The organism is Wolbachia endosymbiont of Cruorifilaria tuberocauda, assembly GCF_013365475.1.
Taxonomy (GTDB): domain Bacteria; phylum Pseudomonadota; class Alphaproteobacteria; order Rickettsiales; family Anaplasmataceae; genus Wolbachia.
In genome coordinates, this window is record NZ_CP046579.1 from 738,792 (window position 1) to 754,598 (window position 15,807).

The 15,807-nt window shown below is 31.9% G+C and carries 15 protein-coding genes and 2 pseudogenes; 7 read left to right on the forward strand and 10 right to left on the reverse strand.

The features are described 5' to 3' along the window. Window positions 1-75: 75 nt before the first annotated feature. From GOY13_RS02930 to GOY13_RS02975, 10 genes are all read right to left on the reverse strand, one after another. Window positions 76-1,797 carry a type I secretion system permease/ATPase gene (locus tag GOY13_RS02930; RefSeq protein ID WP_175814315.1) on the reverse strand — a complete coding sequence of 574 codons (1,722 nt, stop codon included), beginning with the start codon at window positions 1,795-1,797 and terminating at the stop codon, window positions 76-78. Window positions 1,798-1,968: 171 nt separating this feature from the next. Further along, on the reverse strand, window positions 1,969-2,976 hold the full coding sequence (tsaD, locus tag GOY13_RS02935) for a tRNA (adenosine(37)-N6)-threonylcarbamoyltransferase complex transferase subunit TsaD (protein WP_175814316.1): 1,008 nt from the start codon (window positions 2,974-2,976) through the stop codon (window positions 1,969-1,971). A 1,210-nt stretch (window positions 2,977-4,186) separates the two neighbouring features. Beyond that, window positions 4,187-6,109 carry an RNA polymerase sigma factor RpoD gene (gene rpoD / locus GOY13_RS02940; protein WP_175814317.1) on the reverse strand — a complete coding sequence of 641 codons (1,923 nt, stop codon included), beginning with the start codon at window positions 6,107-6,109 and terminating at the stop codon, window positions 4,187-4,189. A 112-nt stretch (window positions 6,110-6,221) separates the two neighbouring features. Then, on the reverse strand, window positions 6,222-6,548 hold the full coding sequence (locus GOY13_RS02945; protein ID WP_175814318.1) for a cation:proton antiporter subunit C: 327 nt from the start codon (window positions 6,546-6,548) through the stop codon (window positions 6,222-6,224). Further along, window positions 6,548-6,964, reverse strand: coding sequence for a Na(+)/H(+) antiporter subunit B (locus tag GOY13_RS02950; RefSeq protein WP_175814319.1), 417 nt, complete (start codon window positions 6,962-6,964; stop codon window positions 6,548-6,550). The genes GOY13_RS02945 and GOY13_RS02950 overlap by 1 nt, the downstream gene beginning before the upstream one ends. After that, on the reverse strand, window positions 6,957-7,484 hold the full coding sequence (locus GOY13_RS02955; protein ID WP_175814320.1) for a DUF4040 domain-containing protein: 528 nt from the start codon (window positions 7,482-7,484) through the stop codon (window positions 6,957-6,959). Before GOY13_RS02955 ends, GOY13_RS02950 begins: the two co-directional genes overlap by 8 nt. A 1-nt stretch (window position 7,485) precedes the next feature. Further along, a complete protein-coding gene (mnhG, locus tag GOY13_RS02960) occupies window positions 7,486-7,776 on the reverse strand; it encodes a monovalent cation/H(+) antiporter subunit G (RefSeq protein WP_175814321.1) in 291 nt (96 codons plus the stop codon). Between the two features lie 3 nt (window positions 7,777-7,779). Continuing rightward, the gene (locus GOY13_RS02965; RefSeq protein ID WP_175814322.1) at window positions 7,780-8,028 is read right to left on the reverse strand and encodes a monovalent cation/H+ antiporter complex subunit F; all 249 of its coding nucleotides are present in this window, start codon (window positions 8,026-8,028) and stop codon (window positions 7,780-7,782) included. An 87-nt stretch (window positions 8,029-8,115) separates the two neighbouring features. Then, complete coding sequence (gene rpoZ, locus GOY13_RS02970) at window positions 8,116-8,433, reverse strand: DNA-directed RNA polymerase subunit omega (RefSeq protein ID WP_175814323.1); 318 nt, start codon at window positions 8,431-8,433, stop codon at window positions 8,116-8,118. A gap of 71 nt (window positions 8,434-8,504) precedes the next feature. Further along, entirely contained in the window at window positions 8,505-8,786 is a 282-nt protein-coding gene (locus tag GOY13_RS02975; protein ID WP_175814324.1) for a helix-turn-helix domain-containing protein, read from the reverse strand. Window positions 8,787-9,178: 392 nt separating this feature from the next. On the opposite strand from GOY13_RS02975, the gene purE reads away from it, so the two are divergent. The 7 genes and pseudogenes from purE to GOY13_RS03005 all read left to right on the forward strand — a co-directional run bounded on the left by purE (window position 9,179) and on the right by GOY13_RS03005 (window position 15,752). After that, the gene (gene purE / locus GOY13_RS02980) at window positions 9,179-9,670 is read left to right on the forward strand and encodes a 5-(carboxyamino)imidazole ribonucleotide mutase (protein WP_175814325.1); all 492 of its coding nucleotides are present in this window, start codon (window positions 9,179-9,181) and stop codon (window positions 9,668-9,670) included. Between the two features lie 7 nt (window positions 9,671-9,677). After that, window positions 9,678-10,664: pseudogene (gene mutL / locus GOY13_RS03560) on the forward strand (DNA mismatch repair endonuclease MutL); the annotation flags it as partial. A gap of 87 nt (window positions 10,665-10,751) precedes the next feature. Further along, window positions 10,752-11,426, forward strand: a pseudogene (locus GOY13_RS03565) (DNA mismatch repair endonuclease MutL); the annotation flags it as partial. A 410-nt stretch (window positions 11,427-11,836) separates the two neighbouring features. Next, window positions 11,837-12,709 carry an ATP synthase F1 subunit gamma gene (gene atpG, locus GOY13_RS02990; protein ID WP_175814327.1) on the forward strand — a complete coding sequence of 291 codons (873 nt, stop codon included), beginning with the start codon at window positions 11,837-11,839 and terminating at the stop codon, window positions 12,707-12,709. A 17-nt stretch (window positions 12,710-12,726) separates the two neighbouring features. Then, window positions 12,727-14,061 (forward strand): TldD/PmbA family protein, encoded by a 1,335-nt coding sequence (locus GOY13_RS02995; protein WP_175814328.1) that lies wholly within the window; start codon window positions 12,727-12,729, stop codon window positions 14,059-14,061. Between the two features lie 174 nt (window positions 14,062-14,235). After that, complete coding sequence (locus tag GOY13_RS03000) at window positions 14,236-14,496, forward strand: cold-shock protein (protein ID WP_175814329.1); 261 nt, start codon at window positions 14,236-14,238, stop codon at window positions 14,494-14,496. After that, window positions 14,496-15,752 (forward strand): DEAD/DEAH box helicase, encoded by a 1,257-nt coding sequence (locus GOY13_RS03005; protein WP_246214296.1) that lies wholly within the window; start codon window positions 14,496-14,498, stop codon window positions 15,750-15,752. The genes GOY13_RS03000 and GOY13_RS03005 overlap by 1 nt, the downstream gene beginning before the upstream one ends. Window positions 15,753-15,807 lie beyond the last annotated feature (55 nt).

Genomic DNA, 15,807 nt, shown 5'->3' on the forward strand with positions numbered 1-15,807 from the left:
AGTAAATAATGAGATTAAAGTAAAAGCAAAGGGAAATGCCATACTTTCCTTATCTAATTAATTACTTACTAAAGGCTACTCTTCTGCATCATTTGATGATGGAATAACCAATTTACTTAAAACCTCATCTTTTGGACCCATATCATGAACAATACCATCTGACATAAGAATGACCTTATCAACTAATGATAATAACAGAAGCTTATGAGTTATTATTATAGTAGTGATATTTCGCTTTTTCGCAATATTAATTGCTTTGATCAAGCAAATTTCTCCATTATTGTCCAAGTTAGCATTTGGCTCATCAAGCACTAAAAGCTTCGTATTACCATAGAAAGCTCTTGCAAGACCAAGCAGCTGTTTTTGTCCACCGGAGAGTGTTACTCCAAAGCTTCCTATCGTTGAATCATACCCGTTTGGTAAACTTAATATTAATTCGTGTATTCCTGCAATTTTTGCTGCTTTAATTATTTCTTCAGGATTTGGGTCTAGTCTCATACGAGCAATATTAGCTTTAACACTAGTATTAAATAATTCAACATCTTGAGGTAAGTAACCAACATAGTTACCAAAATTCTCTCTGTTCCAAGTGTATACATCAGCACCATCTAATCTTACTACACCAGATATAGGTTTCCATACACCAACAGCTAATTTTGCAATGGTTGATTTACCAGAAGCACTTGCACCTATAACACTAACTACATCTCCTGGTTCTATCACAAATGATACACCCTTTATCGTTGGTTTATTACTCCCATATGGAGTAAAAAATACTCTATCAAATTCCAACTTTCCTTTAGGCTCTGGCAAAGCTAGAGTTTGTTCCCTTTTTGGAGATGCTAATATAAGTCTTTGCAACCTACCATATGACATTATGGCTTGATTTAAAAACTTCCAAGTATGTACTGCTGCATCAAATGGAGCTAATATCCTGCTCATTAAGATAGAAGCAGCAATTATACTACCTGCAGTTTTATGAGCTGTAACTGCAAGTAGTGCACCTGTTCCGATGACTGATATCTGCAAAGTAGAACGCAAAAACTTGGTAATTCCAGTAATTATATTAGAACGATTTTGTGCTTTGACTTGCATCATGCGATTATGATCATTTCGTTTACACCAATCAGAAACTATGGATTCTGACATACCCATAGCTTCGACTACTTCTGCATTTCTTGTCGCAACATCTATGGCATTGATATTTCGTATAGTTTCTTCGTTAACTTCCTGTAATATACGTTTAGTGGCAAGTTCATTCCATATTGCCATAAAAATCAATATAACAATTCCAGCAACAGCTATAAACCCAGTAGAGGTATGTATCATAAAGACTACAATAAGGTAAATCAATGACCAAGGGGTATCAAACAGTGAAAATATACCATTCCCTATAATGAAATTTTTTATCACTCCTAGGTCTCTCATTGCTTCACCACTAGAAGCTGAGCTCTGCACTGATGTTAATCTAATTGATCTTACTATTAAGTCTGGTGTTACAGTTTTATCGATCCAATCACCGATTTTTGCCATTGCTAAGTATCGACAAGTTTCAAGCATTGCAGAACATGCAAAGGCAGATATTGTAATAATTGTCAGCATGACTAGCGTAGATATGCTTCCGCTTGATATCACACGATCAAGCACTTGAGAAGTGTAAAGTGGCAAGAATAACATTAATAAATTAATTGCAGAGCTGAACCAAAAGATGAACCAAAATGCACTTTTACACTTTTCTAAGCAAATATATAGAACACTTTGCCTCAATTCTTTTTTTATCGATAAGGTAACTTCCACAATCTCCCTTTTGACTTAATCATAGGAACTATAAAAAATGCTTATTGTAAAGATATTAATAAAGGCTAGTTAACCTAGAGTTAATAAGACATTAATATACATAAATAGAAAATTTAATCAAGGATAATCACAAAGAGGTAGATTTTCCTCCCTAATCTAGTAATAAAGTTTTTAATAATTTTCCAACTCCCACTTTGGCCTTGGCACAAAATTGAGAGTATCTATATAGTTTTTCTTTAATCTTTCAATTCCTGTCCACCCAACCATTATTGCATTGTCTGTACATAGGCTATTTGGGGGGAAAAATATGTTTAAACTTACGTACTTTTTTAATTCCCCTCTCAAAAAATCATTTGCTGCAACTCCACCAGTAACTACAAAATCGTTGATCTTAACATTGAAAGATGCAGCCATAACAACTGCATTTTTAATTCTATCGAGTAGTATCTCGCTAATACATCCTTGAAACGAAGCACATATATCATACATATCTTGTTCATTCATCTCAAGCTTCTGCACCAAGTTTTTTACTGCTGTTTTGACTCCAGAAAAAGAGAAATCACACCCTGGACGTTTAATCATTGCTCTTGGAAATTTAAATCTCGTACCATCTCCTTTCTTAGCTAACTCTTCTATTAATGGTCCACCTGGATAGCTTAACCCAAGCATTTTAGCAACCTTATCAAAAGCTTCCCCTAATGAATCATCTAGCGTCTCACCCAATTTAATATATTTACCTACGTCCTGCACAATCAAAAATTGACAGTGGCCACCTGATATCAATAGAACTAAAAATGGGAATTTAACTTCATAAAGCAACCTAATAACCAATGCATGTGCTTCTAAGTGATTAACAGCAATAAACGGCTTTTCTATTACATGTGCAATCGCTTTAGCCATCATCGTACCAACTATTAACCCACCTATAAGTCCTGGTCCTGCTGTAGCAGCAACTGCATCCAAATCACAGAAATCAATATTAGACTTATTCACAGCACTTTTTATTAGAATATTCAAATATTCCATGTGGATACGTGAAGCAATTTCAGGGATTACACCACCATATTTTCTATGCTCTGTTTGAGAAAGCATTTCATGAGCAAGAACTTGCTTAGTGCTATTCACAACTACTACTGCAGTTTCATCACAGCTTGTTTCAATAGCTAAAATAGTTTTCATTTGCGATTGCCTACTATGCTATTGAATTATAGCTCAAATTGTTGTAAAAGTTAACTTTGTTCTGGTAAATTAATCATCATCTCTCAATAAGAGCTAATTTTTACCAAGAAGAAATTTATTAGTTCATTTTCTCCGCATTCCTGCTTTACCTAATAAAATAGAAGCTCTTCTATATTTACCTACTTCTCCTATCTACAATACACTCTGCTATTAACGAAAGATTAAGACAACTTTTGTACTGGTCAGCAGCAAAAAAACATTTTATTTAAACTGTAAGATGAGCTAAATGCTCTATCTTTCGGTGAATCTTACTGTTCCAAGTAAAGAATTCAAAATGTCATGCAAATAATTCTAACACATGTGATCCACAGTTTACAAGCTTCATCTTTAAGGTGACCCTAACTGATAATTGTTCTGACAAGGAAACACCCGTTTATTCTTAGGTTTTTATTGTCTTAATAAATTTTAAGGAGAATCTCACACTCTATGCTTAGAATTGAGCGAGCTTTAACTATATGCAAAAATCTATGTATAATATATAAATTTGTTCTTCAGTTAGATTGAAACATATCCATTCATACTCAAGATCAAAAATATCAGGTATATTACTACATTTTTACTATATTTCTACTTGAGTTTTCTATCGTTAGGCAGGTATCTTACTATATCTAATGAGGAATTGACTAAGTACTAAATGGATTTTAAAAAGTTAATTGGTTAATTGCATACATAGTCAAATACTAAATATAATTAGATAAATTTAGACCTGTAATGAAGATATATATCTAAAAGATAAGTGAAATTTAATTTCTGAATTACAGAAAAAACACTTATTCATAACTATATAAACTTTTCCTCATAGCGTTAGGAGATCTAGTTATCTATCTATATAGTTATGAATATGCTATATAGGATTGTGTTTTGTGCGTGTGAGTTCTATACCACTCACAAAGTTTACATCTGTTAAGCTTAGTCGACAGATAATTTTTAGGCGCATTTTTACGTGTAAGATTTTTTCATTAGAGAGTTAAGCAACATAAACTATAGAAAAGCTCATATTTAATTATAAATTATATTTTCTTTATCTCTGATCCGTTTCTTCACTCTATATTAGCAGGATACATACATAACTCATAACATTAAAATTGTTAGAGATACTAGGAAGGTGTTACAGATTTAATCATAATTGTAAAATTAATTACATATTTCCTCAAAAGAACCCTCTGAGTTTTCTAGCTCGACTTGGGTGCTTCAATTTGCGCAGGGCTTTAGCCTCTATTTGCCTAATTCTCTCACGTGTTACATTAAAGATCCTTCCTACTTCTTCTAATGTATGTTCCTTCCCGTCTTTACCAAGGCCAAAGCGCATTCTTAGAATTCTCTCTTCCTTTGGAGTCAAAGTTGCAAGAACATTGGTTGTAATGCCTCGTAAGTCGGCAAGTATCGCAGCATCTTCTGGTTTTGAGACCCGCTTATCTTCTATACAATCACCAAAAGTGCTACTTTCATCTTTTCCTGTTGGAGCTTCAAGACTTATTGGATCTCTTGCTATTTTCATGACTTTACGTATTCTTTCTAATGGAATACCAAGTTCCATACTTAATTCTTCTAATGTAGGCTCTCTTTCCATTTCATGAGTCAACTTTCTTAGTGTTCTATTAATTTTGCTAATAATTTCAACCATGTGTACCGGTATCCTAACTACTTTGGACTGTTCTGGTATTGCTCTAGTAATTGATTGTCTCACCCACCAAGTTCCATAAGTTGAAAATTTGTATCCACGTTTATAATCAAACTTATCAACAGCCTTCATGAGGCCAATATTGCCTTCTTGTATCAAATCAAGCAAGGCAAGACCTCTGTTTGAGTATTTTTTAGCAATGGAAACTACTAGTCTTAAATTAGCTTTGATCATTTCCTGTTTTGCTTCGGAAACTTCTCGTTCATGTTTTTGTATCCTTTTGATTAATTGCTTAAATTCTTGTATATTATCTTCCTGTATATGCTGCTTTATGTTATTTAAAGTATTAATTATATGTTCTGAATTATCATCTATAAACCTTGTGAACTTATTTTTCAGTCCATCTTTAAGAGAAGGTAAGTTGCTATCAATTTTTGAAAGATTTACGTTTTTTAATCCATACTTTAACAATATATCATTATAAACTTTATAGAAACTTTCCCTGTCAATGTCATATTTTTTAGCCTCAGAAATAAGATTAGCCTCTTCAAGAAGGATGGACTTATTTATAGAGTAGAGTTTTTGTGTGATTTTGGCAGCAGCAGCGTCACTTAACTTAATTTGTAGAGTTGTGAACCATATTTGATTATATAAGTCTTTGTATGCAAATTCACTAGAAGAATTTTTCCTTAATGCAAATGCTTTATTTGCCAAAGCAATTATCTCATCCAGTGCAACTATGACCTTAGGCAATAAGTCATTTTCCATTTCTAAAATGGAAACATTTAAGTTTGTTGGACTTATATCTTCATTGTCTCTTTCTTGATCATTGTCATCTTTTTTATTATCAGCTTCGTTATCTTCAGAAATATTATCTGAGTCCTCGATATTTTCAACACTTTCTTTAGCATCTTCTTTAGGTATTACATTAAAATCAGAGTTATAAATCGCATCTAAATCTATGATTTCTCTCAGTGAGATAACTCCATTGCTCAAATCATCACGCCATGCCTTTATCATTCTTAATGTTACTGATGTTTCAATTATTGCACGCAACATGTTATGCTTTTCAGATTCAATTTTCTTTGCTATTGTGATCTCATCCGTTCTTGATAAAAGTTTCACAGAGCTCATATCCTGTAGATAAACTCTTACAGGATCATCGTTTTGTATTAAAGTTGTAGTAGCATTTGATAATGTATCCTCGTCATCCAGTTTACTGTCATCATTACTAGAATGAGTCTCCTCTTCGTCTTCGCTACTTTCAAGTATGCTAATTCCTGAATCTTGCAGCAGGGATATAGTATCATCTATAAAATCAGACGAAAAGTTTTCGTCTGATAATTTTTCATTAATATCATCAAAAGTAATAAAACCGCCTTTCCTTATACTTTTGGTTACTAGATCTCTGATGATCTTTTTCTTCCCTTCTTCATTATTAATAGTTGACATCATTACCCTTGCAATTAAAATGTTATTACTATTAGTAAATAAACCTACAGCAAGTAGGCTATGGTTTAGCTTTTGGATGTTTGTTACTCATATAATTTAAAATACTGCTAATTTACATATACTTATCTTGATTAATTGTTCCATATTTTTCTTCTATTTTTATTGCTATGGATAATCCAACTGAAAATGATGCAATTCCAACTACTATAGCAGTAAGCATTAAGACATGTGGTATAGGGTTGCTGTATAAATGAAAACTTGATACCAGTATAGGTGGCAAAGAGTTTTTTACATATCCTAAAGATATGTAAAATAATAAAACAGATGCTTGAAAAATACTTATCCCTATCATTTTTTTAATTAAGTTTTTATCACTTACAGTGATGTATAAACCTAGTATCATTAATATAATAATAATTATGTAGTTGTATGAAATCATTATTTTTTTTTATGAGCAAAACTTATGTATATAATAAGCATAGAGCAGCAAACAGTAAATGTCACACCTAATTCCACTAAAAAAATACCAAGTTTTTGACCAGAGACGCTGTTAGCTAACAATATGTTGTAAGACAAGAAGTTCTTACCAAGTAAGATTGTTACGATACCTGTTCCTCCATAAATTAGAATGCCTAATATATTAATGAACTTAATTACATGGTAAGGTACTGCTTTTAGAGTTGTAGATATACCGAATAACATTGAATATAATATTATTCCAGAAGCAATGATTATACCTGCTTGAAATCCTCCACCTGGAGTGTATTCACCATGAAATTGTATATACAAAGCAAACAGAATAATGAAAGGTACCATCAAAAATGTCACTGTATTTAATACTGGATCCTTAATCACCTTCTTTTTCTTCTTTTAATGTTAATATTATACAAAGTGCTGCGGTAAAAACTACTGTAGTTTCTATAAATGTATCATAACCACGGAAGCTTGCTAAAATGACTGTTACTATATTAGAAACACCAGCGATTTTTTCAGTATTTTCTATATAATAAGGGGCAGCATGCAAGTGAATTGGAGCATCGTAGCTGCCAAAATCTGGCAATTGAGTCATAAAGTATGATAATCCTACAGCTAAGAACAACATAAAAAAAAACTTTACAGGATCGTAAGATAAGTTTGTTTTATGGTTCTTTATCAGAGAGAGTGTAGCAAAAATAAAAACCGTACTAAGTCCAGAACCAACTGAAGCTTCAGTAATTGCAACATCAGGTGCGTTCATAACTAAGTATATAAGTGCGATAAGCGAGCTAAATACGCACATTAGAATGCTACTTACAACTAAATGTTTTGAAAGAACTATAAAAATAGCAACTATAACTAGCAGTAATAGTAATGTTGCATTGAATATCTCCAGCATCTTAATCCACCTTAGTGGTCTTTTCCTTACTTTTATAATAATAGGTACGAGCTAAAATATAACTATTAGTTGAGTTAGATATCCATATTATAAGAATCAATAATATAATTTTAACAGTGTTAATTGAAAATTCATTTTGCATAGCAAAACCAGTTAATAATAATACTGTCCCACTAGAGTCTGTAATACCTGCTGCGTGTAACTTAGTATAGAAATTGGGGAATCTAATTATTCCTATAATTGAAATAATTGCTAAGCACGTGCCTAGTAATATAAAAATAGACCCTATCATAGATTATCGAGGCAACATCAATTTCATTAGTGCTATAGTTGACATAAAACTAATGCTAGCATATAGCAATGCTATATCGAGCAAAAAGAAACTATTCAAGATGATTGATATTGCTGATATAAGTAAAATTACTTGTGTTAAAAGATTATTAAACGCTAGTACTTTACTATAAATATCATTCGCTCTTGATACTATATGGTATAACATTATAATAATGCAAAACAGCAGCACATAAATAGCAACATAGATCATTTATAAATAAAAAGACCTGAAAGCACTTTACTTGTTGTTATTTTGCTTCTTATTACTTTATCATGTGTATTAATACTCTCCTGCTTGTTATGCACCATAGTCTGTATTAAGTTGATCTTCAGAAAAATTTAGTAGCTTTTCTAGCTTGCTTATGTCATTTATACTACCTTTCATATATCCTTTGCATCTGTTTACCAAAAGATTAAATAGCTCATAAACATCTACCTGCTTTTCTGCTATCTCGTGCAAAGAAATGATAGTGTTCTTATGACCCTTAAACTCAGCTGCTTGAATTGGACTGCTTGCTCCTGTATTCAAATCGTGCGTCCTCTGGCTTGCTAACAGGGCTAATTTAAAACGGTTATTTACCTGCACTATACATTTCTCTATAACGGATTCAGTCATAAACATGAAATACTACCTGAATGAATTTCACACTATAATCACAAAAAATAAAATGTCAACTTGTATCTTCATTAAGATCCGGATTCGTGTTCATGTTTTATTGATTGGCTCTCTGTTATTGTAATTGTTATTTCATGTTCAAATTTTTTTAGAAAGCTTAACAAGCGCTCTAAAGAAAAACCATCTGTTTTACCGTTTTTAATTTGTGATATCTTTGGTTGGTCAACCCCTAGCTTTTCAGCTGCATGAGCTTGCGTCCAAGCATTTTTTTCTATAACTTTGCTAATTATGTTAAGCAACTTCTTTTTTACCTCTGTATTGCATGAATTGTTATTCAATGATATTGTTTCCATATGTACTCACTTATCAATAGCTCTGTAAAACATTACAACATAAATTTACTATCTCAAAGTGTTAATGTCATATAATTTGTGCTGATAATTATATGATGTTAACATGTGTGATTTAGTAGGTTTGTTATTTATTAAATTCACTTTAATTTTTAGTTATTATTTATTTTAAAAAGTTCATTCCTAGTAAAAATAGGTAATTCTAAGATTTAGAATGAATTTTTAATTTCATGTATGAAAGAGTGGCAATCATTCTACTATGTTTTTAATTTAGGTCTTATTTATGTATTTCTATTTGCATAGAATTTCACAAACTATTACTTATAATTTTGTTCAAATATTCGTTGTTTTTGACTGGAACATTGTTTAGTTAGGTCTAATTTAATTATATTAATATGGAAGAAATGGAAAGGGATGTTGCTGTAATTATGGGAAGTCAGTCAGATTATAACACTATGATTTATACTGTTGATATATTAAAAGTACTAGAGATTTCCCATGATATATTTATAATATCTGCACATAGGACACCAGAAAGACTCTTTAATTTTGCTAAGTCTGCACAAAAAAAAGGATATAAAATTATTATAGCTGGCGCAGGTGGGGCAGCTCACTTACCAGGTATGGTAGCGTCGCTTACTTACTTACCTGTTGTTGGTGTTCCAGTATATAGTAGAGAGTTGAATGGGCTAGACAGCCTGTTATCTATAGTACAAATGCCAAAAGGCATTCCAGTTGCTGCAATGTCTATAGGAGAAAACGGAGCATATAATGCTGCTATTGTTGCTGCATCTATATTATCAATTTCTGATAGTAAAATTGCAGATAGATTGAAGGAATGGAGAAGCAAACAGACTGATTCAGTAAAAGAGAAACCAAACTTGTAATAAGCCTATGGCAATAGTTCTTTTAGATACAAAGACTATAAATCGTATAGCAGCAGGAGAAGTGATTGAGAGGCCGGCAAGTGTAGTTAAAGAATTAGTAGAAAATGCAATAGATGCTGGAAGTTCAAAGATAATAATCAAAGTAGAAAGCGGTGGTCGTAACATTATTACTGTTACAGATAATGGAAGAGGAATAGAAAAAAGTGATTTAGAACTTGCATTTACGCGTTATGCTACTTCAAAGTTGAACGATAGTCAATTGATAAAAATCAAATATCTTGGCTTTAGAGGAGAAGCCTTGCCATCTATAGCAGCAGTAAGTAGAGTAAAGTTATTATCTAAAGCAAGAGGTGCAAGTGAGGCATGGTCTGTAAGTTGTGAAGATGGGGGAAAGATAATAGATGTTGTTCCTTGTTCTTTATCACAAGGCACACACGTTGAAGTTTGTGATTTATTTTTTGCTACTCCAAATAGACTAAAATTTCTAAAAACTGAAAAAGCAGAGACCAGGAGCATTGTTGATATTACAAATAACTTAGCCATGATCAACTATGGTATCGAATTTAGTCTTAGTTCAGATGGCAAAAAGCTCTTAGAATACGTTAAGCAACCTTCATTATTTGATAGATTATGTGAGATGGAGGAAGAATTTTGTGGTAATACTTTAGAGATTGATGAAAAAAAAGATGGTATTAGACTTATAGGACACATTTGCAAGCCAACTGTTAATCGTAGCAAGTCAACTATGATCTATACATTTATTAATGGTAGACCAATCAAAGATAATTTACTTGTTAGTGCTATTCGATATGCGTATCATGATTTTATTCCAAGAGATAGGTATCCTTTTGTAGCACTAAATTTAGAGATACCATATGACCAAATAGATGTGAATGTTCACCCGAACAAGTTAGAAGTAAGGTTTCAAAATAAAAGAGCTATATATGAAATAGTAACAAAAGGATTAATAAAAGCATTATCAACAAAAATAGGCATTTCTAGTGTCATTCTAGATTATAATGTTCTGGCTTACGCTAAGTCCCAGCAAGTGTTTGATTTATCAAATAAAGGTGGAGAGAATTTATCAGCACGGTCAGAATTATTTGATCATGCTGACATACAAAAATCTCCATTACAAACAAAGGCTATGCTAAAAAGAGAACAAATTAATTTGATGGAAAGTTATCCTCTTGGATTTGCGAGATGTCAAGTTTACAACATTTATATTATTTCTGAGGCTAGAGACAAGTTGATTATAGTTGATCAGCATGCAGCACATGAAAGGTTGATTTATGAGTGCTTAAAACAAAGGTATAGTATAAAAAGGCAGAGGCTTCTTTTCCCTGAGAAAATTGAAATTAGAAATCAAGCTGGAATGGAAATGATTGAGATTTATAGGGATAAGCTTTTTGAAATTGGATTTTGTATTGAGATTAAATCAGAAAATGAAATAGTAATAAAAGAAATTCCTGCAATTTTGGAAACAGTGAATGTGAAGGAAATGTTGATAAATTTAGTTGATAGGTTAATGGAAATAGAAGATACTTTACCAATAGAAGATAAAGTGAATAAAATATTAGCTACAATCGCTTGCTATGGATCAATTAGGGCTGGTAGAAAAATGGAGTTGGAGGAAATGAATGTTTTGCTTAGGCAGATGGAAGAAACACCATACTCTGGTCAATGTAATCATGGAAGACCCTCTTATATAGAGGTGAAATTAAGTGATATTGAGAAATTGTTTAAGAGAAGGTGAAAGTTGTCAAAATGTATAAGCTTTTAGTGCTCTTTTCTAGTTCTTGATTTGATTTTACACTACCTGTACTTGCATTTTAGTTCATCTTTATCTAAAACTAATGATGTGCTTTTAAGATTTTAACAGTTATCTATTTAATATTCCTTTTATCTTTCCTTCTACCTTACAATTAACTACTTGTAAACTTGTAACTGGTTGTAATTATGGATTAGTATTTTTGCAACAAATGGATTATACTCGATGTAAGCTTAGATCCAATTCCTTTATTTTGAATCTTTAGTGCTAAGCTGCTTAGATAATATCATAAGCCTAACCTTTGGATTAGTCATTTCATGACCTTTTCATGTCAAAGAACTTGTTTTTTAGAATGAACGACTTATACTTCGTTAAATTGAAGTTTCTATATTAGAATGAAGAGCTTAAAGGAGCTATCTTTAAGGATTAAAAATATTAAGTCCGTACAAAAAATTACAAGAATAATGCAAATGGTTTCTGCAGCAAAGTTATTGCAAAGCCAAAAAAAGTTATCAAATTCAAAGTTGTATATATCCAAGCTACATAATATTATTTTTTCATTACTGGTATCAGTTAATCAAGAATCCTTAGTAAGGATTTTAAATATTGATAATAAAAATTTTTATCTTGTATTTATTATTGCATCTGATCGCGGTATGTGCGGCAGTTTTAATTCTGCTATTGTGAAATTTAGTCAAGAATATATAAATAAATTAATTGTGAATGGTAAAAGAGTAGATGTAATATTTTTTGGTAAAAAAGCTTTTGATATAGGTCAAAATAGGTTTGAACATAAATGTCTTTTGAGGGTTGAGAACAGCAAAGGAGTCACACTAAGAAATATAGAATCTTTAATTGACAGTGTTAATTTCAGTAAATATAATAAAATTAAAGTTTTCTATAACAAGTTTTATAATGCTTTCACGCAAAAACCAGTATTAGAAACAATAAAGCCATGGAATAAAGAATCGTCCTTGATTAATGATTCTCTGTTTGCTTCAATAGCAGATTATAGCTATGAATGTGAGCCACAAGATGCTAAATTTATTTTACAATATTTAACCAGAGATTACGTTATAGCTGCTCTTTACTCTGCTTTGCTTGAAAGTGCAGTAAGTGAGAATAATGCTAGGATGGTTGCTATGGAATCAGCAAATAAGAATGCTAAAGAAATGCTGGATAAATTAGCTCTACTTTATAATCGTTCTCGTCAAACATCGATTACAACTGACTTGATAGAAGTTATAAGTGGTACAGAATTTTTATAGAAACTTAAAGGTAAGGTATGGATATACTAAATATTGTAGCAGATATTATAAAACTAATAAAAAAACAAAACCAAGATGCAGAAGTTTTAGTATACGAGATTAACAAGATCTCAGTTTCCCAACGTCTATCAAAAATTGAGCAAACATCACAATCTAAAAATTGTACTGTAGGAATAAGAGCTATAGCAAATAAGACCCAGTCTGCATGTGTTTCTACAAATGATTTAAGCAATCTTAGTAATACTGTAAGTCAAGTAGTAGAAATGGCAAAAAATGCTCCAAAAGATCCTTTCATTAATTTTGCTATAAATATGGATAGCTATTCTTTTTCTGCAGATTTAGGCATTCTAGATAAAAATGCTGTAACTCTTTTTGATTTAAAAAGAGTTGTTGAAACCACAGAAAATTCAGCTCTTTCGTATAAGAAAATAGTCAACTCTGAAGGAGCTTCTGCTTCATATACTTTAGTAAATACAGTGTTATCTACTGTTTCTGGTTTTATCGGTTCGTTTAGTAAATCAACCTTTACTAACCTGATTTCTGTTGTTGCTGGGAAAGGAGGCGAGATGAAGGTTGGTTATAGTTACGATGTAGCATGTAATTTCAGAGATCTAAAACCTCCAGAATTAATAGGGAAAGAGGCAGCAAAAAGGGCAGTTAATCAATTGAATTCACGTCCAATTAAAACTGGAAAGTTTCCAGTGATTTTTGAAAAAAGAGCAGCAAAAGAGCTAGTAAAAAGTTTTGCTTCTGCTATAAATGGCACTAATATCATAAGTAACAGCTCTTTCTTAGGGAATAGTTTAAATACTCAGGTTTTTAATGATAAAGTTAATATTATCGATAATCCATTATTACCAAAGGGCACAGAATCAAGACCTTTTGATGGAGAAGGGATAGTTAGTAGGAAAAATACACTTGTAAAGGATGGAGTACTACAAAATTGGATTTTAGATCTATATTCAGCTAAGAAATTAAACTTAGAAACAACCGGAAATGCGATGCGCGTAAGTAATGCTGCAATTATTCCTGAAGCTAGCAATTTCTATATAGAAAATGGCAATGTATTATTTGAAGAATTAATTAAGGAAGTAAAAACTGGTGTATATGTAACTGATTTATTTAGCTTTGGTGTTAATTTAGTAAATGGTGATTACAGTCAAGGTGCATCAGGATTTTTCATAGAAAATGGAGAGATAGCTTATCCAGTGCATGAAATCGCTGTTGCTGGTAATTTAAAAGATATGTTTAGTAATTTAGTTATTGCAAATGATTTAACTTTTTGTGGACAATTTAATTCGCCGACAATTAAAGTTAACGAAATGACAGTTGCAGGTTCTCTTAGTAATTAGAAAATTTATTTGCATTAAATACGATAATTATGTACTATGAGCTCATAGTGTTATTGATAGACTATGAAGTATAGAAGCTTAGTTTTAATAACTGAGCTTCTGATATTTTCAATTGTAAATTGAAAAGTTTTTATCATATTAGCAACATGTTTAACAGTTTTAGGAGTTATTTAAATGGAATTTGGTAATATAAAGTGGTTTAATGCTGAAAAAGGTTATGGTTTTATTAAGCCAGAAACTAAAGGTAGTGATGTTTTTGTACATATTAGTACGTTAGAACGTTCAGGGATAAGACCAGATTTACTTAGAGGAGAAAATAAGGAAAAAGGAATAAAAGGAGAAAGGGTAAGTTATGAACTCAGAGAAGAGCGTGGTAAGAATGGAGAAGAGAAAAAATCTGCAATAAATTTAAAGTTGTTAGAGAACGGGTTTTAATGATAATAGCTTTTAATAAAGCCGTGAGTAGCTTTCATGAAATGGATCTTCCAGTTTCGCTTAAACAAGTTTTAGATAAACGTAATCTTTTAGTCCCCACTCTAATTCAAACACAGGCAATCCCTCTAGCTCTACAAGGAAGGGACATCCTTGGTTCTGCTAGAACAGGAACTGGAAAAACCTTAGCATTTGCTATTCCGTTAATTGCTAAGCTATTAAATAGCTTTAGTGTCAATTCAGCTTTAATTATTGTACCAACTAGAGAGCTTGCGCATCAGGTGACAAATGAAATAAGAAAGCTCTTATTTAGAAATTCTGTGTTAAAGATTGCTTTACTAATTGGTGGTGAGCATATTTTAAAGCAGCTAAATCAACTTCGGGAAAATCCGCAAATTATAATAGGTACTCCTGGTCGCATTATAGATCATATTGAACGTGAAACTTTAATGGTCCACAATGTTAATACTCTTGTGCTTGATGAAATGGATCGTATATTTGACATGGGCTTTGGGACCCAAATTGAAGATATTATGAGGTTCATTCCAAGAATGCGGCAAACCCTCATGTTTTCTGCAACCCTTCCTGGTAATATAGTAAAGCTTGCTGCGAGATATCTTGACCATCCTGAGCATATTTCTATTAAGTATGAATTTGCAATTTCTACAAGAGTTAAGCAAGAAGTCATTTATGTGTCAGAGCTAGAAAAATATGGTAAACTTATTACGCAATTATGTCAGCGTAAGGGATCAATCATTATTTTTGTTAAAACAAAACGAGGAGCAGATCAATTAGCTAATAGGTTACGCAAAGATAACTATAGTGCGTTAGCAATTCATGGTGATTTGAAGCAGCATAAACGTGAAAAAGTTATCAACTCCTTTCGTTGCGGACACAATCAAATTATGGTTGCAACGGATGTTGCTTCTCGTGGTCTTGATATTCCTCATATTCAACACGTTATCAATTATGATATACCACAATCACAAGCTGACTATATTCACAGGGTAGGCAGAACAGCACGAGCTGGAGCTGAAGGATATGCATTATCTTTTATTACACCTCAAGATAAGAGTAGATTACCTACACTTTTAAATGCAGAAGGTAGTCTAAACTTTGATTGCAATGCACAATTTGAAAAATATAATGGTAGAAAGTTTTTTAAAAGATCAAGTGTGCATAAAACTAAATGTGGTAATAAAAATCCTTTTAAGGAAAAAGGCATGGCACTACAAAAGTCGCGCTCTTTTATTCTTTAAGACGCTAAAGATGTAAGATATAATTTTATATTTAAAATATACTTATAAATGCTCA

Bases quoted from the DNA above. Each gene is read 5' to 3' on its own strand.
- atpG (WP_175814327.1), top strand. From the start codon at position 11,837: ATGAAGAGCTTAAAGGAGCTATCTTTAAGGATTAAAAATATTAAGTCC.
- rpoD (WP_175814317.1), bottom strand. From the start codon at position 6,109: ATGTCAACTATTAATAATGAAGAAGGGAAGAAAAAGATCATCAGAGAT.
- GOY13_RS02975 (WP_175814324.1), bottom strand. From the start codon at position 8,786: ATGGAAACAATATCATTGAATAACAATTCATGCAATACAGAGGTAAAA.
- GOY13_RS03005 (WP_246214296.1), top strand. From the start codon at position 14,496: ATGATAATAGCTTTTAATAAAGCCGTGAGTAGCTTTCATGAAATGGAT.
- purE (WP_175814325.1), top strand. From the start codon at position 9,179: ATGGAAGAAATGGAAAGGGATGTTGCTGTAATTATGGGAAGTCAGTCA.
- GOY13_RS03000 (WP_175814329.1), top strand. From the start codon at position 14,236: ATGGAATTTGGTAATATAAAGTGGTTTAATGCTGAAAAAGGTTATGGT.
- rpoZ (WP_175814323.1), bottom strand. From the start codon at position 8,433: ATGACTGAATCCGTTATAGAGAAATGTATAGTGCAGGTAAATAACCGT.
- GOY13_RS02995 (WP_175814328.1), top strand. From the start codon at position 12,727: ATGGATATACTAAATATTGTAGCAGATATTATAAAACTAATAAAAAAA.
- GOY13_RS02955 (WP_175814320.1), bottom strand. From the start codon at position 7,484: ATGCTGGAGATATTCAATGCAACATTACTATTACTGCTAGTTATAGTT.
- GOY13_RS02945 (WP_175814318.1), bottom strand. From the start codon at position 6,548: ATGATTTCATACAACTACATAATTATTATTATATTAATGATACTAGGT.
- mnhG (WP_175814321.1), bottom strand. From the start codon at position 7,776: ATGATAGGGTCTATTTTTATATTACTAGGCACGTGCTTAGCAATTATT.
- GOY13_RS02965 (WP_175814322.1), bottom strand. From the start codon at position 8,028: ATGATCTATGTTGCTATTTATGTGCTGCTGTTTTGCATTATTATAATG.
- tsaD (WP_175814316.1), bottom strand. From the start codon at position 2,976: ATGAAAACTATTTTAGCTATTGAAACAAGCTGTGATGAAACTGCAGTA.